19 protein-coding genes are annotated in these 18,103 nt (G+C 64.4%); 9 read left to right on the top strand and 10 right to left on the bottom strand.

What is annotated here, in order from left to right:
* Positions 1-72: 72 nt before the first annotated feature.
* From U873_RS0126865 to U873_RS0126875, 3 genes are all read right to left on the bottom strand, one after another.
* Positions 73-636, bottom strand: a complete 564-nt coding sequence (locus U873_RS0126865) for a hypothetical protein (RefSeq protein ID WP_025131193.1) — start codon at positions 634-636, stop codon at positions 73-75.
* A gap of 150 nt (positions 637-786) precedes the next feature.
* Positions 787-1,461 (bottom strand): anti-sigma factor domain-containing protein, encoded by a 675-nt coding sequence (locus tag U873_RS0126870; RefSeq protein WP_025131194.1) that lies wholly within the window; start codon positions 1,459-1,461, stop codon positions 787-789.
* The gene (locus tag U873_RS0126875; RefSeq protein ID WP_025131195.1) at positions 1,458-2,102 is read right to left on the bottom strand and encodes a sigma-70 family RNA polymerase sigma factor; all 645 of its coding nucleotides are present in this window, start codon (positions 2,100-2,102) and stop codon (positions 1,458-1,460) included. The genes U873_RS0126870 and U873_RS0126875 overlap by 4 nt, the downstream gene beginning before the upstream one ends.
* Positions 2,103-2,326: 224 nt before the next feature.
* On the opposite strand from U873_RS0126875, the gene U873_RS0126880 reads away from it, so the two are divergent.
* The 4 genes from U873_RS0126880 to U873_RS0126895 all read left to right on the top strand — a co-directional run bounded on the left by U873_RS0126880 (position 2,327) and on the right by U873_RS0126895 (position 5,345).
* Positions 2,327-2,893 carry a DUF2780 domain-containing protein gene (locus U873_RS0126880; RefSeq protein WP_025131196.1) on the top strand — a complete coding sequence of 189 codons (567 nt, stop codon included), beginning with the start codon at positions 2,327-2,329 and terminating at the stop codon, positions 2,891-2,893.
* A gap of 136 nt (positions 2,894-3,029) precedes the next feature.
* A complete protein-coding gene (locus U873_RS0126885; protein ID WP_025131197.1) occupies positions 3,030-3,458 on the top strand; it encodes a DUF350 domain-containing protein in 429 nt (142 codons plus the stop codon).
* Positions 3,459-3,468: 10 nt separating this feature from the next.
* A complete protein-coding gene (locus U873_RS0126890) occupies positions 3,469-4,191 on the top strand; it encodes a DUF1190 domain-containing protein (protein ID WP_025131198.1) in 723 nt (240 codons plus the stop codon).
* Entirely contained in the window at positions 4,188-5,345 is a 1,158-nt protein-coding gene (locus U873_RS0126895; RefSeq protein WP_025131199.1) for a glutathionylspermidine synthase family protein, read from the top strand. The genes U873_RS0126890 and U873_RS0126895 overlap by 4 nt, the downstream gene beginning before the upstream one ends.
* Positions 5,346-5,356: 11 nt before the next feature.
* On the opposite strand, the gene U873_RS0126900 is transcribed toward U873_RS0126895, so the two are convergent.
* The gene (locus tag U873_RS0126900) at positions 5,357-6,244 is read right to left on the bottom strand and encodes an acyltransferase (RefSeq protein ID WP_025131200.1); all 888 of its coding nucleotides are present in this window, start codon (positions 6,242-6,244) and stop codon (positions 5,357-5,359) included.
* 376 nt (positions 6,245-6,620) lie between these two features.
* On the opposite strand from U873_RS0126900, the gene U873_RS0126905 reads away from it, so the two are divergent.
* The 4 genes from U873_RS0126905 (at position 6,621) to creD (ending at position 11,039) form a co-directional block, all read left to right on the top strand.
* The gene (locus tag U873_RS0126905; protein WP_025131201.1) at positions 6,621-7,118 is read left to right on the top strand and encodes an ATP-dependent zinc protease; all 498 of its coding nucleotides are present in this window, start codon (positions 6,621-6,623) and stop codon (positions 7,116-7,118) included.
* A 193-nt stretch (positions 7,119-7,311) separates the two neighbouring features.
* Positions 7,312-7,992 carry a two-component system response regulator CreB gene (gene creB / locus U873_RS0126910; protein WP_025131202.1) on the top strand — a complete coding sequence of 227 codons (681 nt, stop codon included), beginning with the start codon at positions 7,312-7,314 and terminating at the stop codon, positions 7,990-7,992.
* Positions 7,992-9,410 (top strand): two-component system sensor histidine kinase CreC, encoded by a 1,419-nt coding sequence (gene creC, locus U873_RS0126915; protein ID WP_025131203.1) that lies wholly within the window; start codon positions 7,992-7,994, stop codon positions 9,408-9,410. The genes creB and creC overlap by 1 nt, the downstream gene beginning before the upstream one ends.
* Before the next feature lie 252 nt (positions 9,411-9,662).
* Entirely contained in the window at positions 9,663-11,039 is a 1,377-nt protein-coding gene (creD, locus tag U873_RS0126920; RefSeq protein WP_025131204.1) for a cell envelope integrity protein CreD, read from the top strand.
* 174 nt (positions 11,040-11,213) lie between these two features.
* On the opposite strand, the gene U873_RS0126930 is transcribed toward creD, so the two are convergent.
* Positions 11,214-11,843, bottom strand: coding sequence for a glutathione S-transferase N-terminal domain-containing protein (locus U873_RS0126930; RefSeq protein WP_025131205.1), 630 nt, complete (start codon positions 11,841-11,843; stop codon positions 11,214-11,216).
* A 109-nt stretch (positions 11,844-11,952) separates the two neighbouring features.
* Between U873_RS0126930 and U873_RS0126935 the strand changes: the two genes are divergently transcribed.
* Positions 11,953-12,405 (top strand): hypothetical protein, encoded by a 453-nt coding sequence (locus tag U873_RS0126935; protein ID WP_025131206.1) that lies wholly within the window; start codon positions 11,953-11,955, stop codon positions 12,403-12,405.
* Here U873_RS0126935 and U873_RS37010 read toward each other — a convergent pair.
* From U873_RS37010 to U873_RS0126960, 5 genes are all read right to left on the bottom strand, one after another.
* Entirely contained in the window at positions 12,364-12,540 is a 177-nt protein-coding gene (locus U873_RS37010) for a hypothetical protein (RefSeq protein ID WP_177330316.1), read from the bottom strand. The genes U873_RS0126935 and U873_RS37010 overlap by 42 nt on opposite strands.
* Complete coding sequence (locus tag U873_RS0126945) at positions 12,537-13,658, bottom strand: PepSY domain-containing protein (protein ID WP_025131207.1); 1,122 nt, start codon at positions 13,656-13,658, stop codon at positions 12,537-12,539. The genes U873_RS37010 and U873_RS0126945 overlap by 4 nt, the downstream gene beginning before the upstream one ends.
* A gap of 63 nt (positions 13,659-13,721) precedes the next feature.
* Positions 13,722-16,151, bottom strand: coding sequence for a TonB-dependent siderophore receptor (locus tag U873_RS0126950; RefSeq protein ID WP_025131208.1), 2,430 nt, complete (start codon positions 16,149-16,151; stop codon positions 13,722-13,724).
* 226 nt (positions 16,152-16,377) lie between these two features.
* The gene (locus U873_RS0126955) at positions 16,378-17,355 is read right to left on the bottom strand and encodes a FecR family protein (RefSeq protein ID WP_025131209.1); all 978 of its coding nucleotides are present in this window, start codon (positions 17,353-17,355) and stop codon (positions 16,378-16,380) included.
* Positions 17,352-17,870, bottom strand: a complete 519-nt coding sequence (locus U873_RS0126960) for an RNA polymerase sigma factor (RefSeq protein ID WP_025131210.1) — start codon at positions 17,868-17,870, stop codon at positions 17,352-17,354. Before U873_RS0126960 ends, U873_RS0126955 begins: the two co-directional genes overlap by 4 nt.
* Positions 17,871-18,103 lie beyond the last annotated feature (233 nt).

Raw genomic sequence — 18,103 nt, forward strand, 5'->3', positions numbered from 1 at the left:
ACCCACGGGTCGCCCTTTGGCGTTTCAGGGAGCAGGCCAGGGCCGGACGCAGTGAGCGCCGGCGATGACAGGTCAGTAACCCCGGCCCGGGTAATCGAACCAGTGCTCTCCACTCAGGATCTCTTCCATGTGGTCATCGCTGAGAATGCCGGGCGCATCCCGTTGGAAGCGCGACCGCCACTGGGGCAGCCACCAGTAATTCAGGGCCGTGCTTCTTGGCAGAAGCACCATGCTCATGACAGATCGATCGATGAGCCCGCGCTGGTACAGCTGGTGACTGCGGTCCATGAAGTCCAGGTAGTAGTCGAGGGGCAGGGACAGCATCAAGGCCGTGGTGTGCACCTTTTCCGTCTGGGTTCGCTGTGGGTCCTGCAGCAGGTTCAGGGCTTCGCAGTAGTAAAGCTCGGGTTGGCGGGCGAATGCCTGGGCCTCGGGAACTTCAAGAATGCCCAGGGCACTGCCGTCGTCGCGCCAGTCGGCTCCCTGGCGATCGCTGAAGTGCTGGCGGATGAAGTCGGTCAAGGGGCCTGGGGCCGCATCAGTGCATTGGCGGCTATCAACCGGGGTGCCGATTCGCCAGAGCAAGACGACGATTGCCAGGGCCAGCAGGAGGCCGCTGTAGAGCGCAGCTTTCATAAGAGTCCGTTCGAGTGATGGCGCCAGGTGGCGCAGGGTCTTCCATGGCCGGCAGGGGGCTGCCTGCAAGGGCGCGGGTGGGGGCCTGGGCGCGGAGTTTACCTTGAGGGCGTTCGCGGGCAAGCCCGCTCCTACGCCAGCAGGTGCCTGTTACAGCGCCGCCAATTGCCCCTGGTACAGCACCGGGCCGGTGGGTTTCCCGGTGGGCGAGCCGCCGTGAGGTTCGAGGCTAACCGCCAGGGCAATCGGTGTGCCCAGCAGGTCGCGCTGGGCCTGGGTCAGGTTGATCCGGCCCTTGCCTCCCACGGGCACCACGCCAAGGGAAATCGGTTTGCCGTCGGCCGGGATCGCCCAGAGTTCCAGGCTGCGGTCCAGGCCGATGGCCGCCAGGGTCAAGGGTTCGACTTGCAGGTACTGGGCATGGGCCTTGATCTGCAAGGCCGGTTCCTGGCTGGCGCTGAGCAGGGTGGCGCTATAGCGCACCTGGTCGTCCTGCCGGATAAAACCGATGTACAGGGTCGCCAGCACGGCGCAGGCGGCAATCGCCAGGCGCAGGCGCATCCACAGCGGGTTCTTCTGCGGCAGGTGCAGGACCTGGGGCTGGATGCGCGCCTGGATACCCTGCCACACATGCTCCGGCACTTGCTGTTCGGGAAGGGCTTCGGTCAGGCTGGCGAGGCTTTCCTGCCACTGCGCCAGTTCTTCACGCAGGGCCGCGTCGTCCAGCAGCAGTGCTTCGAAGCGCCGACGCGCGGCGCCCTGCATCAGCCCGATGGCGTAGTCGGCGGCCAGGGCGCGGCGTCGTTCAGGGGTTTGATAATTCATGATTCAAGGCACCTGCGCAGGCGTTCCATGCCCCGGCGAATCCAGGATTTGACCGAGCCCAGGGGCGCCGCCAGGTGGTCGGCCAACTCTGAACAGGACAGGCCCTGGAAGTAGGCCACGGTGATCGACTGGCGTTGCATGCCCTCCAGGCTTTCCAGGCAGTGGTTCAGGGCTCGGGCTTCACGGGCGCTGTCCAGCAGCTCGTGGGCCGAGGGGGCTTCATCCACCAGTTGTTGTGCTTCGAGTTCGCCAAGGGGGCGCTCGCGCTGCTTGCGCAATTGGTCGATGGCCTGGTTGCGGGTGATGTTGATCATCCAGGTCAGGGGCGCGGACAGGTGCGGCTGGTAGCGCGCTGCGTTGTGCCAGATCCGTACGAAGCTTTCCTGCAGGACTTCCTCGGCCAGGTCCCGGCGGCCCATGAAGCGCAGGGCGACGCCGTTCAGGCGCGGGGCAACGCTGCGGTACAGGCTTTCGAAGGCGCGGCGATCGCCCAGTGAGCACTGGGCCAGCAGGTGCCTGAGCTGATCGGGGTCGAGTGCGGAAATGGCGATTCTCCAGGCGAGCGGCAGGTGGACGGACCACGATTGGCAGCGGCCGATGCAGCCAGAGGGTAGTCCAGGGTGATCGGTTGTTCCATTCACGGCTTGCTACCTCATGCTACGGCCGGTGCCGATGCACGCTGCGCCGGTCGTCGATGCTGGATATACGCAGGGCGGCGGGCCGTGGATGCGGGATTCTCGACTAAAATCCAGAAGGTGCGGGCGCCGCTGCGCCATTTTCGGAACATTCGCCCGGCTATTCAGTCAAAAGGCTGTTTTCCAGCCACCCGAACACGGATGGTTTCCTGCCCCATGAGGTTGTTTCGATGAATATTCCACGCGGTTTCGCCCTGGCTACCCTGATGACCCTGGCAGCCGGTTCGGCCCTGGCCGGCGGTTTCAGCCTGAACGATGCGGCCAACGCCATTTCCGGGATGCAGGGCGGCGACAAGGCTGCCGCCGCGGCCCCGACCTCCCAGACCGCCGGCCTGCTCGGCAGCCTGGGCTCGCAGCTGAATGTCACCCCCCAGCAAGCCATCGGCGGTACGGGCGCGATGCTCGGCCTGGCGAAGAACCAGTTGAGCAGTTCCGACTATTCCCAGTTGAGCAAAAGCGTGCCCGGCCTGGACAAGCTCTCCGGCAGCAATGCCCTGGGCAGCCTGGGTGCCCTGAGCGGCGTGCTGGGCCAGTCGTCCGGGCAGACCAAGGGCCTGGACAGCGCCCTGGGCAACGTCAAGGACACCAATGACCTGAACAACGCCTTCGGCGCCCTGGGCATGGACAGCGGCATGATCGGCCAATTCGCGCCGGTGATCCTGCAGTACCTCGGTCAGCAGGGCGTGGGCGGCTCGCTGCTGCAAAGCCTGAGCGGCATCTGGGGCGTGGCCAAGTAAGGCACCCTTGTACCGACGCCGGGCATGCCGGAGTCGTTGATCCTCGAGGGATTTGTTCCAGGCCTGTTTCGGAGTTTTCGCCGAATCAGGCCTGTGTTATATCTCGCGCCCGTTTTTTCAAGGAAGCTCGAACGCGATGTTCATGGATGCACTGAAGATGTCTCTGCCCGCTGATGCGGTGCTCGGTTTCATGCTCTACATGCTGGGCGCGGCTCTGGTGTTTGCCCTCTACGCGTTCATCTACACGCGCCTGACCCCCTATAACGAATTCGCCCTGATCCGCCAGGGCAACAGCGCCGCCGCCATTGCCCTGTCCGGCGCCTTGCTGGGCTTTGCAATCCCGGTGGCCAGCGCGATTGCCCATTCCATTTCGATCATCGACTTCCTGCTCTGGGCCGGTATCGCCGCGGTGGTGCAGTTGCTGGCGTTCTTTGTCGTCAGCCTGACCCTCAAGGGCCTGTCCCAGCGTATTGCCAACCAGGAAAACGCCGCGGCGATCCTGGTGGCGTCGGTCTCTGTCGGTGTCGGCCTGCTGAACGCAGCCTGCATGACCCCCTCGGTCTGAGGGCGCCGTCATGAAACGCAGTAAAAGCGTGCGCCTGGTGCTGCTGGGCAGCGTGCCGTTCGCCCTGGCCGCCTGTGACGGCCAGCCCCAGGCGACCCGAGAGGTTCGCCAAGTCCAGCATTTCACCAGCCCGCAGGAATGTGAGCAGGCGCAGATTTCACTGGATATCTGCCAGTCAGCCCGCGACGACGCCTGGGAGCGTAGTGACGTGGTGGCCCCGCGTTACAAGGACTTGCAAGACTGCGAGGAGGACTTCTACCCCGGCCATTGCAAGGTCTCCATCTACAACCGGACCTACATACCGACCTTCCAAGGTTTTGCCCTGACCAGCCAGCGCACGGTGCCGGTCAAGCCCGGCGAGGAGGAGCAACAGCAAGCTGGCTCCGGTTCCAGCGGCACCACCAGCAGTGGCGGCAGCGCGATGAGCGTCGGCAATGGCGGCTCTTCCAGTTCCGGCTCGAGTTTCTGGCGCTGGATCGGCCTGGAACCGGAGCCACGCTACTTCAGCGAGGCCCTGTACAAGGAGCGCGACGGTCGTGGCGGCTCGCAGTTGAGCACCCTCACCCAGCAAGTGGAGGCCGGCAAGACCTTCAGTAATGCCAGCAACGGTGGTCGTTTCGGCATTTCCAGTCCGGAGCGCTTCACTCGCGCCGGCGACGCCATGGCCGGCGCCCATGAGGTGGTCAGTCGAGGCGGTTTCGGTTCCGGGCACAGCTGGGGGTTCGGTTCTTGAAACGCATCCTCAGCACCCCGCGGGCGGACTGGCAGGCCACGGCGGAGCAACTGGGCTTTGCCTTCCACACCTTCGACGGCGAGCCGTACTGGGACGAGTCGGCTTACTACCGCTTCAGCTTGCGGCAGATTGAGGACGACCTGGAGGACCCGAGCCAGGAACTGCACGAACTGTGCATGGCCCTGGTGGCCGAGGTGGTGGACAGTGAAGAACTGTTGCAGCGCTTGGCGATTCCCCCGGCCTTCCATGAATTGATCCGCCAGTCGTGGAAGCAGGGCGACCCTCATCTCTACGGGCGCATGGACCTGTGCTACGACGGCAGCGGCCCGGCCAAGCTGCTGGAAACCAACTACGACACCCCGACCTCGCTGTATGAGGCGAGTTTCTTCCAGTACGTGTGGCTCGAGCAGCAGATGCAGCGCGGGCAGTTGCCGGCCGGCTGCGATCAGTTCAACAGCATCGAGGACAAGCTGCTCCAGGCGTTCGTCCAGGGCGGCTTCAAGTCGCCGATGCACTTTGCCTCGGTCAGGGATTCCCTGGAGGATCGCGGCACCGTCGAATACCTGCGCGATATCGCCCGCCAGGCTGGCCTGGGTACGCGGCTGATCGCCATCGAAGACATCGGCCTGAATGCCGGCGGGCGTTTCGTCGACCTGCTGGAGATGCCCATCGAGAGCCTGTTCAAGCTCTACCCCTGGGAGCAGATGTTCCACGAAGCCTATGGCCCGGCGATTGCCGGCAGCCGCACGCAGTTTGTCGAACCGCCGTGGAAGGCGATCCTCTCCAACAAGGGCGCCATGGCCCTGCTGTGGGAGCGCCATCCGGGGCACCCGAACCTGCTGCCGGCGTTTATCGACGACGATCCCAGCGCCAGCCTGGGCGCGGGTTGGGTGCGCAAGCCGTTCTTTTCCCGGGAAGGGGCCAACGTGGAAATCTGCACCGCAGAGGACGAGCGCTTGGCCGAGACCGGGCCCTACGGTGGCGGCCCCTGCATTCGCCAGCAGTTTCACCCGTTGCCGGTGTTCGCCGGCAATCACACGGTGATCGGCAGTTGGCTGATCGGTGATCAGCCGGCGGGCATCGGCATTCGTGAGGACAGCTCGCCGATCACCAAGGACAGCAGCCGCTTCCTGCCCCATGTGATCAGCGATTGATCAAGGATTGATCAACGGCCCTCAGCGAGCAGTTGGCTGATGCGCCGGTCCTTGTCGGTCCACAGCTGGTTGACCCAGTCCTGGACCTGCTGGCGGAACGCCGGGTCGTTCTCGTAATCGCCGTGCCACAGCGCCGGGTCCAGTTCGCGGGTACGGATATCGATGATCACCTTGGGCACGCTGCCGCTGATCAGGTCCCAGAAACCCGGCGTGTGCGCCTGTGGATAAACCACCGTGACATCCAGCATCGCATCCAGTTGCTCGCCCATGGCCGCGAGGACAAAGGCCACGCCGCCGGCCTTGGGCTTGAGCAGGTGCTGGAAGGGCGAACCCTGCTGCTCACGCTTGGCGGGGGTGAAGCGGGTGCCTTCCAGGTAGTTGACCACGGTCACCGGCTGGCGCTTGAACAGCTCGCAGGCGGCCTTGGTGATGTCCAGGTCCTTGCCTTGCAGTTCCGGGTGCCGGGCCAGGAAGGCCTTGCTGTAGCGCTTCATGAAGGGGTAGTCGAGGGCCCACCAGGCCAGGCCCAGGAAAGGCACCCAGATCAGTTCCTTCTTGAGGAAGAACTTGAAGAACGGCGTGCGCCGGTTGAGGGTCTGGATCAGCGCCGGGATGTCGACCCAGGACTGGTGGTTGCTCACCACCAGGTAGGAGGTGTCCTGGCGCAGGTTCTCGCCGCCACGAATGTCCCAGCGGGTCGGGATGCACAGGGAGAAGATCAGCTTGTCGATCTCGGCCCAGGTCTCGGCGATCCACATCACCGCCGCCGAGGCGTAATCGCGCAGGCGTCCCGGCAGGACCAGCTTGAGCAGGGCGAACACCATCAACGGGCCGAACAGCACCAGGGTGTTGAGCAGGAGCAGCAGGGTGACGAAACAGCCGGTGAGCAGGCGGCGCATAAGGCACTCTTTACAATCTTTTGGGCGCGCCATGATAAGCAGCTTCGGCGGACAGGCCAAATTCTAGTGTGCTGACGAATGTTTCACCTGGGGTGGGGTAGGCTTTTTCCTGGGGCTCAACCGAATGCCCCTGTGGCGCGGGTGCCCGTTTGGCTCGTCGGGGCGCAACGGTCGCAAGGCCCGCCGCCGAGGATTGCCTGCGACGGCACATCGGCTGAAGCTGGGCGCGCCAGGTTCTGCCGCGCCCGGGCGCCTCGCCACGCCACGAACGGCCGAGTGAACCCTGTGCTGAATCCAAGATACAAAGATCCTGCGAACCAATTGACCGGCAGCGGTCTAAAATCCCGCTGCCCCATTCCACGAGGAAACCTGCGCCGTGAAATCCGTCCTTGCACTTTTGTCTCTGCTGGCGCTGCCGGTCATGGCCGCCGAGCCGACCCTGTACGGTCGTTATGAATACATCCGCCTGCCGGAAATCGGCGAGACCCTGCAGGCCAAGATGGACACCGGGGCCCTGACCGCGTCGCTGTCGGCCAGGGATATCCAGACCTTTAGCCGTGACGGCGAGGATTGGGTGCGCTTTCGCCTGGCCACCAAGGATGCCGGCGGCAAGGTCTACGAGCACAAGGTGGCGCGGATCAGCAAGATCAAGAGCCGCTCCGACGAGGACGATGGCGAGGAGCCGCAGTCGGCCAAGCGCCCGGTGGTGGAGCTGGAGATGTGCCTGGGCAACGTCAAGCGCACGGTGGAGGTCAACCTCACCGACCGCAGCAGCTTCAACTATCCGTTGCTGATCGGTGCCAAGGCCCTGCGCGAGTTCGGCGCGGCGGTGAACCCGGCGCGGCGCTACACCGCAGACAAACCGGACTGCTGATCCAGCCTGCCGTCTTCAGACGGTAGCTGGCGTGCATGGGCCCGTGCACCGGCCCCAGTGGCTCATGCGCGCCTCCCGACCTGTGTTGCCCGCGCTTTTGCCCGGCCTCGCACCGGCGTTTTCTCAGGGTTTGATTGACGGCGTATAAGGCATCCGGCACCGTTCGCCCATTGAACTTCTGTGCCTGGATGCCATGCCCCATATCCTGATTGTCGAAGACGAAGCGGCGATTGCCGACACGTTGATCTTTGCCCTGCAGGGCGAAGGCTTCACCACCACCTGGTTGAGCCTGGGCCACGGCGCCCTGGAATATCAGCGGGCGACCCCGGCGGACCTGGTCATCCTCGATATCGGCCTGCCGGACATCAGCGGTTTTGAAACCTGCAAGCAGCTGCGGCGCTTCAGCGAAGTGCCGGTGATGTTCCTCAGCGCCCGGGACGCCGAGATCGATCGGGTCGTGGGCCTGGAGATCGGTGCCGACGATTACGTGGTCAAGCCGTTCAGCCCGCGGGAAGTGGCGGCGCGGGTCAAGGCGATCCTCAAGCGCATGGCGCCACGGACGCTGGTCGAAGCCCCCCCGGCGCTGTTCGTGATTGACCCGGAGCGGGTGCAGATCAGCTACCGGGGGCAGCCGTTGAGCCTGACCCGGCATGAGTTCCGTCTGCTGCAGTGCTTGCTGGAGCAGCCCGAGCGGGTGTTCAGCCGTGAGCAGTTGCTGGACGCCCTGGGGGTGATGGCGGATGTCGGCTACGAGCGCAATATCGACAGCCATGTAAAAAGCCTGCGGGCCAAGCTGCGCCTGGTGGCGGCCCAGGCCGAGCCGATCCAGACCCACCGGGGCCTGGGCTACAGCTACAGCCCGGGTCACGCCTGATGACCTTAGGGCTGCGGATCTTTCTGGTCTACCTGCTGTTCATCGGCCTGACCGGTTACTTCGTGTTGAATACGGTGATGCAGGAAATCCGTCCCGGGGTGCGCCAGTCCACCGAGGAAACCCTGGTGGACACCGCCAACCTGCTGGCGGAGATCCTGCGGGACGATTTCAAGGCCGGCACCCTGAGCGAGAACCGCTGGCCGGAGTTGTTGCGGGCCTATGGCGAACGCAAGCCGGCGGCGAGCATCTGGGGCCTGGCGAAGAACCAGGTCAACCACCGCATCTACGTGACCGATGCCCAGGGCAAGGTGGTCCTGGACTCCAGCGGCCTGGCGGTAGGCCAGGACTATTCGCGCTGGAACGATGTCTACCTGACCCTGCGCGGGCAATACGGCGCACGTTCGAGCCGGGCCTTGCCGGACGATCCCAATTCCTCGGTGATGCACGTGGGCGCGCCGATCCGTGACAACGGCCAGATCATCGGGGTGGTCACCGTGGCCAAGCCCAACAGCTCCCTGCAGCCCTATGTCGACCGCACCGAGCGGCGGCTGCTGTGGTACGGCGCCGGGCTGATCGCCATGGGCCTGCTGCTCGGTGCGTTGCTGTCCTGGTGGCTGAGCGCCGCATTGCGGCGCATGACCGCCTACGCGTTAGCGGTGAGCGAGGGGCGCAGGGCCGAGCTGCCGCATTATCGCGGCGGGGAACTGGCGCAACTGGCCAGTGCGGTGGAGCACATGCGCACCCAGCTGGAGGGCAAGGCCTATGTCGAGCGTTACGTGCACACCTTGACCCATGAACTGAAAAGCCCTCTGGCGGCAATCCGTGGGGCGGCGGAACTGTTGCAGAGCGAAATGCCTTTGGCGCAGCGCCAGCGATTCGTCGGCAATATCGACAGCGAAAGCGCGCGCATGCAGCACCTGATCGAACGCCTGCTGAACCTGGCGCAAGTGGAGCAGCGCCAGGGGCTGGAAGAGCGGGTCGAGGTGCCGTTGGCGCCGTTGTTCAAGGAGTTGCTCAATAGCCAGCATGGGCGCATCGAGGGCAAGCAGTTGCAGGTCGAGCAGGCGATCGCTGCGGACCTGATGTGGTCGGGAGAGCCGTTCCTGTTGCGCCAGGCCCTGGGCAACCTGCTGGCCAACGCCCTGGATTTCAGCCCTGTCGGCGGCCTGCTGCGCTGCACTGCGCAGCGTGTGGAAGACGGCGTGGAATGGGTGCTGTTCAACCAGGGCGAGGCAATTCCCGATTACGCCCTGCCGCGCCTGTGCGAGCGGTTCTATTCCCTGCCGCGTCCCGACAGCGGGCGCAAGAGCACGGGCCTGGGGCTGAATTTCGTCGAAGAGGTGGTGCAACTGCACGGCGGCCAGATGCGCATCGAGAATGTGCCCGGTGGTGTCCAGGTGACCCTGCGTCTGCGCTGATTCGTCTGGCGAGAGAGCCCGCCTCCGCTGGGGTGTTGGGCGCCTCAGGGGCCGTCACTGCCTCAGTGTTCCCCCTGGTTCCCGGCCCCAGGATTGACCAGCGCTGTGCATCGGGGCGCCGGCCGGCCGCGGGGAACAGGCCCACGCCACCGTCACGCTGGCCGGGGATTCTCCACAGAGTCTCCACATTGCTTCCATCAAACCCCCATCCCCGCGCGCCAGACTCTCTCCCATTCGCACAAGGAGAGATCCATGAACCGCAATCTGAGCTTCAAACTCGGGGCCATCGCCCTGTTGATTATCTTGTTGCTGATCCCGCTGATGATGATCGATGGCCTGATCTCCGAGCGTCAGCAACTGCGCGACGGCGTGCTTGAAGACATCGCCCGCAGCTCCAGTACCCGCCAGCAGATCAGCGGGCCGGTGATGGTGGTGGATTACCGCAAGACCGTGCGCACCTGGAAGACCGACGAGAAAACCCAGAAGCGCTACCAGGAGGCCCATGAGAAACAGGGGCGGTTGTACTTCCTGCCGGAGCACTTCGAACTCGACGGCAAGGCCCAGACAGAGCTGCGGGCCCGGGGTATCTACGAGGCCCGGCTGTTCCATGCCGACAACCACATCAGCGGCCAGTTTGCCGTGCCCGAGCAGTACGGGATCAAGGACGACTTCGCCGATTACCAGTTCGACGCGCCTTTCCTGGCGGTCGGTATCAGCGATATCCGCGGCATCGAGAACGCCCTGCAGTTGCAGCTCAACGGCCAGACCCTGGACTTTGCTCCGGGCACCTTCGTCAGTTGGCTGGACGAAGGTGTGCATGTGGTCTTGCCGCCCCTGGACGTGAAGAAAGCTACCCGCCTGGACTTCGCCTTCGACCTGCGCCTGCAGGGCACCGGGCAGTTGGAAGTGTTGCCGGTGGGCAAGACCAGCAAGGTGCGCCTGTCTGCCAACTGGCCCCATCCAAGCTTTATCGGCAACTACCTGCCGGCCCAGCGCGAGGTCACTGAACAGGGTTTTGTCGCGGCCTGGCAGACCTCGTTTTTCTCCACCAACCTGCAACAGGCCATGGAGCGCTGCGCCGTCTCCAGCGAGTGCCATGACTTCAACGGCCGCAGCTTTGGCGTGAGCTTCATCGACCCGGTGGACCAGTACCTCAAGAGCGACCGGGCGATCAAGTACGCGTTGCTGTTCATCAGCCTGACCTTCGCCGGTTTCTTTCTCTTCGAAGTGCTCAAGAGCCTGTCGGTGCACCCGATCCAGTACGGCCTGGTGGGGGTGGCCCTGGCGTTCTTCTACCTGCTGCTGTTGTCACTGTCCGAGCACCTGGGCTTTGAGCTGGCCTATGGATTGTCCGCCGGTGCCTGTGTGCTGCTGATCGGTTTCTACGTCAGCCATGTGTTGCACAGCTGGCGCAACGGCGCGGCGTTCGCCGCTGCCCTGGCTGCCCTGTATGGCTTGCTGTACGGCCTGTTGAGCGCCGAGGACTATGCGCTGCTGATGGGCTCGCTGCTGCTGTTCGGCCTGCTGGGTGTGTTCATGGTGCTGACCCGCAAGCTGGACTGGTACGGCATTGGCTTGCGCAAGGAGCCGGCGCCCCTGTCGTTCGACCTGGAGGTGGGCCATGAGTAGGTGGTTGGGACTGCGCGAGGATCAGTGTCTGCGCGAACACCTGGCAGTGCGGATCGCCGGCCTGTTTCCTCCTGCGGCGTACCGGCAGCCGCGTCGGCCGATCGGCCCCTGCAAAGAGCGGGAGGTGGTTGCAGGAGCCGGCCGGGTGGCGTCGTATTCGCCACGCTTCACCGATTAGGCCGGCGGGCGGGTGTCGAGCATCGACCCACGCTGGCTGACCTCGGCGTACCAGGCGGCGAGTCTGGGCTGGTCCTGGCGCCAGTCCAGGTCCGGGTGGCGAAAGTCCAGGTAGGCCAGGGCACAGGCGACGCTGATGGCGGCCACATCGAAGTGGCTGGCCAGCTCGGCAATGGCCTCGGCTTCAAGCACCGCCAGGGCGCGGCGGATCTTGTCGCGCTGGCCTTCGAGCCACTGCTCCCAGTGTTTTTCCGGGGCCCGCAGCGCCAGCTCGTAGCGGATCAGCACCGAGGCGTCCATGACTCCGTCGGCCAGGGCTGCCAGGGTCAGGCGCCGCCAGCGGGCCGGGCCTTCGCGAGGGATCAGCGGATTGCCGACATGTTGCTGGTCCAGGTAGTCGAGGATCACCCGGCTGTCGTACAGCACCTGGCCGTTATCCAGGCGCAGGGCGGGAATCTTGCCCAGGGGGTTGTCGTGGTTCAGCGCCGCATCCGGGTTGACCGGAGTCAGCTGGGACGCCTGCAGGGCCACGCGGTTCAACTGACCGGTTTCGTGCAGCAGCACCATGACTTTGCGTACATAAGGTGATGCCGGGTTGTGGAACAGCGTCATGCTGGGGGTGGACATGAATATTCCTCGCGGGTGGGAGTGTGGCAAAGGCTCACGCCCCCGGGATCTTAGCGCAGCCTGGAGCAGGGGCTACAGGGCGCAATGCAGGACAGGCAAGGAGTGAGGAATGCGCGAACGGTATCTTAGACATGGGTTGTACAGCCTGGCCTTGACCCTGCTGGGCGGGCTGGCGGTGTACCTGGCCCTGCAGTACGAGTTTCGCCGTCATGGCGAGGGCGAGCCGGAGCTGATCATGGCATTTGCCTACATGGCCTGCTATTGGGCGCTGCCGGCCCTGGTATTGCCGGCTCTGGTGTACACCCTGCTGACCCTGTGGGGCCCCAACCCGGTGACCCAGCCCTGGCGCTGGGGCCTGGCGGCCAGTTATGTGCCGCTGCTGGGGCTGGCGCTGTTCAGCGTGCTGGTGGCCATCGAGGCACTGATGGAGAACCGCATGTTCATTCCGGTGATGCTGGTCGGCCTCGCGCTCTCGATGTACCTGTGGCGCGGTTTTCCGGCACCGGGCTCAGGCCGCAGGTTAGCGCCGCAGCAGGCCGCGCAGGGCGATCAGCGTCGGTAGGCCCAGGCCGATCCAGCTCAGGCTGTCCCAGACCCCGTCCCCCAGCAGCGCCGCAAACAGCCCGGCAGCGCTGAGCAGGGCGATCAGCGCCGGTAGGCCGAAGACCTTCCAGAAGTTTGACTGCCGGGGCTTCATGGCCGTGTCTCCGGGGAGGGCCTGCCGGCTCGGCGGCGGACGATCCACAGGTACAGGCCGCTGCCCAGGACGATGATGGTCAGCACGTCCATCGAGGCCCACAGCACCTTCATCGGCATGCCGCCGTAGTCACCGAAGTGCAGGGGCTGGGACATGCCCATGGCATCCATGTACCAGGGGCGCTCGGCCACCGCAGTGACCTCGAGGGTACTGGCGTCGATCAGTACCGGGGTCAGTAGGTGCGAGGTCAGGTGGCTGCCGCCCTTGAGGAACACCGCATAGTGATGCTCGCTGGAGAAACGGGTGCCGGGAAAGGCGATGAAGTCCGGTTGCATGCCCGGGACCACGTCCCTGGCGATTTCCAGCAGGCGGCTGGCCGGGGCCAGTTGGGCCAGTGGCGGAGCGTCGCGGTAGGGGGCGACCATGGCGCTCAGGCTGTCATTGCGCCAGGCGGCGATGATCAGGTCGGCGCAGGCGCTGATGACCCCGGTCACGCCCACCACCAGGGCCCAGGTCAGGGTTACCACGCCGATCAGGTTGTGCAGGTCGAGCCAGCGCAGGCGGCTGGACTTGTCCTGGCGCACCGTGGCGAATTTCAAGCGGCGCATGAACGGCAGGTAGAGCACCGTGCCGGAAATGATCGCCAGGATGAACAGCAGGCCCATGAATGCCAGCAGCAGCTTGCCCGGCAGCCCGGCGAACATGTCCACGTGCAGGCGCAGCATGACCATCATCAGCCCGCCGTTGGCCGAGGGCATTTCCAGCGCCTCGCCGGTACGGGCATCGAGCATAAAGGTGTGGGATGAATTGGGTTCGGTGCCGGCGGTCCTGGCCATGATCGTCACCACCCCGTTGGGCTCGTCGTCTTCCCAGCCGAAGTACTGCATCACCTCGCCCGGGCGATGGGCTTGGGCGGCCTGCACCAGTTGCTGCAGGTCCAGGTGCGGGGTGCCGGCGGGCATGTCCCGCAGCTCGGGGGCGTCCCCCAGCAGGTGGTCGATCTCGTGGTGAAAGATCAGCGGCAGGCCGGTAAGCGCCAACAGCAGCAGGAATACGGTGCAGATCAGACTGGTCCAGGTGTGGATGAAGGACCAGCGGCGGATCGTCTTGCTTTTCATTTCTTTGCCTTCAGATGCACCAAAGCCGTCCTTGTCGGACGGCCTGGTGGTGAACTCAGCCGGTTACCATTGATAGGTGGCGCTGGCCACCACGCTGCGCTGGTCGCCGAAATAGCAGTAAGAGCCATCGCAGGTGGACAGGTAGTCCTTGTCGAACAGGTTGGTGGCATTGAGTTTCAGCGAGGCGCCCTTGAGGCTGCTGTCCAGGCGGCCGAGGTCGTAGTGCACGGCAGCGTCGAACACGGTGTACGCATTGGCCTTGCCCAGCCAGGTATTGCCCTGGTCGCCATAGGTATTGCCGGTATAGCGGGCACCGGCACCGATGCCGAATCCGTCGAGCACGCCACTGTGCCAGGTGTAGTCGGTCCACAGGGAGGCTTGCTGGTTGGGCATCAGTTGCAGGCGGTTGCCTTTATAGATGCCTTTTTGTATCTCGGACTTGGCCAAGGTGTAGGCAGCGATGACCTTGAGGTTCTCGGTCACATCGGACACGGCTTCCAGCTCCAGGCCCTTGACCTTCACTTCACCGGTCTGGCTGGTGATCGACTCGCCCCCCGCCCCGATACTGGTCACCTGGACGTTTTTCTGGGTCAAGTCGTAGACCGCCGCACTCAGCAGCGTATTCGAACCTGGCGGCTGGTACTTGATGCCCAGTTCCCACTGCTTGCCCTCGGTAGGCTTGTAGGACTCGGTAGGCGAGGCACTGGCATTGCTGGCCGGCTGGAACGATTCGGCGTAGGACAGGTATGGCACCACACCGGAATCAAACACGTAGCTCAGCGCCGCATTGCCGCTGAAGTTCTTGCTGCGGTCGGTGTTGGTCACGTCGTTCTTGTTGAAGTAAGTGGTGCCTTGGTGCACCCAGTCTTCACGGCCACCCAGTGTCAGGCGCCATTTGTCCAGTGCCATCTGGTCCTGGACGTAGAGGCCGGTCTGCACGGTTTTCTGGTTGTAATCGTAGTAAGCACCGGAGCGCGCCGGGCGTACGATCGGCTGTCCATAGACCGGGTTGAAGATATTGGTCTTGCCACCGTCACCGTAGATCGACAGGTAGGAGGTGTCGGTGCGTTGGTGATCCAGGCCGATCAACAGGGTATGGCTGATGTCGCCGGTGGTGAAGTCGGCCTGGAAGTTGTTGTCGACGGCGAACTGGCCGATGTCTTCGTTCACGTTGGTCGAGGTACGGCTGATGTTACCCGCCGCATCTGCCGGGGAGTAGGCGTAGGAGCCAACGGTCAGTTGCTGGAAGGCCAGCTCCGACTTGGTGTAGCGCAGGTTCTGGCGGAACTGCCAGACGTCGTTGAAACGGTGCTCGAAGGCATAACCCAGGGCGTAGTAGGTGCGATCATAGAACTCGTAGTCCGGGTCGCCGAGGTTCTTGTGATGGGAAACGTCGCCCAGGGGAGACTTGATCTTGGTGCCCTGGATTGGCATGAACTGGCTGGTCGCCCCGGTATCGTCGCGGGTGAACTGCGAGAGCAGGGTGAGCTTGGTATCGGTGTCGATGTTCCAGGTCAGGCTGGGGGCGATGTTGTAGCGTTTGTTATCGATGTGATCGACCTGAGTGCCAGCATCCCGCACCACGCCGCTGAGGCCGTAGAGGAATTGCCCTTCATCATCGATCTTGCCGGTGCTGGCGAAATTGATCTGGCGATAGTTGTCGCTGCCGTACTGAATCTGCACGGCATGGCTGGCCTCGGCGCTGGGGCGTCGGCTGACCATGTCCAGCAGGCCACCCGGAGGGGTCTGGCCATAGACCGAGGACGCCGGGCCTCGCAGCAAGGCAAGGCGATCGAGGTTCCAGGTTTCTGCCTTCGGGTTGGCATACACGCCGCGAGGCAATGGCAGGCCGTCGAGGAATTGTGTGGGCTCGAAACCACGTACCAGCATCCAGTCGTAACGGGTATCGCTGCCATAGCTGGCGGAAACGATACCGGGCATGTAGCGAACCGCATCATCAAGATTCTGCACGTTGCGGTCTTCCATCTGCTGACGGGTAGCCACGGAGATCGAGCGCGGCGCCTCAACCAGAGCAGTGTCGGTCTTGGTGCCAGCGGCGGTGCGGGTGGCCACATAGCCTTCCACCGGGCCCCAGGCCGTTTCATTGCTGCCCTGGGCCGTGATACTGGTCTCCGGCAAGGCCACCACGCCTTCGGTGATGGCCACCAGGCTGTAGGTGCCGGCGCTGCTGTGCTCCAGTTGCAGGCCGGTGCCACGCAGGGCTTCGCGCAGGGCGCCCGGGGCGTCGAACTGGCCTTTGACCGGGGCCGAGGTCTTGCCCGCGGCCAGGGACGGATTCAGGCTCAGGGCCAGGCCGGCCTGGCTGGCGATCTGGTTCAGGGTGCTGGCCAGCGGGGCCGCCGGCAGGTTGTAGGCGCGCACGCTGGACGCCTGCTCGGCGGCAATCAGTGGCGAGCTGAGCAGGGGAGCGCTGAAGGCAATGGCAACGGCCAACAGGCTGGGGCGCAACAGGGTGTCTAGCGAGCGGGACATACGGCAGCTCCTGAATGGAAATGTTTCGCAATTGCCTATCTGCCGAACGAAACTGCAAAAGTGATAGAGCGAATTGAAAATAATTTAGATTCAGCAGCCGGCCCTGCTGAAAGCAGCGCCGTAGCAGGGCACGGAAGCCCGTGGCGTGCTGCGCTGCAGCCGCCATCCGTTGCGGGTTATCGAAGTTTTCTCGGGCCAGGCCCCGTGCCGGCCACGGGGCCGGGTTTCAGGGCTGGGTGTCGGATTTGGCGACCACGGTCACCCACCAAGGGGCGTGGCGTTCAATCTTCACCGGCAGGGTCGGCAGCAGGGCATCGAGTGCCAGGTCCGGGTCCTGCAGCGGGAAGCTGCCGGTGATGCGCAAGTCGGCAATGTTCCCTGCGACCCCCAGGTAACCGCGACGATAGCGTCCCAGTTCGTTGATCAGGTCGCCGAGGCGGGCGTTGTCCACCACCAGCATGCCGCGGGTCCAGGCGTCGGCCCCGGGGCCCAGAGCCTGCAGTGAGCCCAGGCCGTCCTGGCGCATCAGCACCTGCTGGCCTGCCTTGAAGACTTGCTCGTCCTGGCCGGCTTGCGGCCGCGCGGCCACCGCCGATTGCAGCACGCCGAGGCGGGTGCCCTGGTCTTCACGCTTGACCAGGAACCGCGTGCCCAGGGCGCGCATCCGGCCATCGCGGGTCTCGACGATGAACGGACGGCTGTCGTTGTGCCCGGTCTCGATGAGAATCTCGCCTTCTTGCAGAACGATTCGTCGCTGCTGCTCATCGAAGCGCACATCCAGTGCACTGTGGGTATTGAGATTGATCACCGTGCCATCGGACAGGTGCAGGGTGCGCTGTTCGCCGGTGGCGGTGCGCTGGTCGGCCAGCCAGTAATCCACCGGCAGGTAACGCTCCCCGGCAAACAGGGCCAGGCCGGCCACCAGCACAATGCTGGCGACCCCACGACCGAGTTTGCGTACGCGCCGGCGCAGCCCCTCGCGCGATTGCAGCAAGGCACTCCGCGCCGGGCCCGAAGCCACGCTGAAGCGTTGATCAAGCATGCCCAACTGGCGCCAGGCCCGTGCGTGTTCCTCGTGGGCCGCGTGCCACTTGGCGAATTCCTCGCGCTCCAGCGCACTGCCGCCGCCATCCAGCGACAACTGCCAGGCGATGGCGGCGTCCAGGACCCGGGCAGACACCGGCTTGGAACTGATAGGGGTCATACCGGCTCCCCGTACAGGGCGATATAGCACTGGCGGATGCCCTGAGCCAGGTACTGGCGCACCCTGGGCACCGAGACCCCGAGGCGCTCGGCGATCTCGGCGTGGCTCAAGCCGTCGAGGCGGTTATAGAGGAAGGCGGCCCGGGCCTTGCTGGACAGCTTGCCCAGCAGGCGGTCGATGGCCTTGAGGTCTTCGAGGATCATCTGCTGTTCTTCCGGCGACGGTTGTTCGCCTTCCGGGATCAGCATCAGCTCACTGAGGTAGGCCTGTTCCAGCGCGGCGCGGCGGAAGTAGTCGAACAGCAGGCCCTTGGCAATCGCCACCAGAAAGGCTCGTGGCTCCCGCGGCGCCTTGAGTTCGTCGCGGCCCAGCAGGCGCACGAAAGTGTCCTGGCTCAGGTCTTCGGCCCGCTGCGCGCAAGCCACGTTGCGCCGCAGCCAGGCCAATAGCCAGACACGATGGTCGCGGTACAACGCACCAACCAGCTCATTGTGAGGGCTTTGGACTGACGACAACGGAACTCACCAATCGAGAAGTTTAAACTAACGAGAATTATTCGCGATTGTCGCAGAGGCGAAACAGTGGCGCAATTGACGCTGGTCGGCTGCCTTGCTGCTGACGCTGGCGGGTGTTGCAGACTTTTGTCTGAAGAGGACGCCCGTTGTGGCGAGGGCGCTTGCTCCCGTTGGCCTGCGTAGCACGGCCAAGGCCCGGGGTCAGTTGGATTCGGGACTCAGGTTTACCGCCG

This window comes from Pseudomonas sp. PH1b (genome assembly GCF_000633395.1).
Classification (GTDB): Bacteria; Pseudomonadota; Gammaproteobacteria; order Pseudomonadales; family Pseudomonadaceae; genus Aquipseudomonas.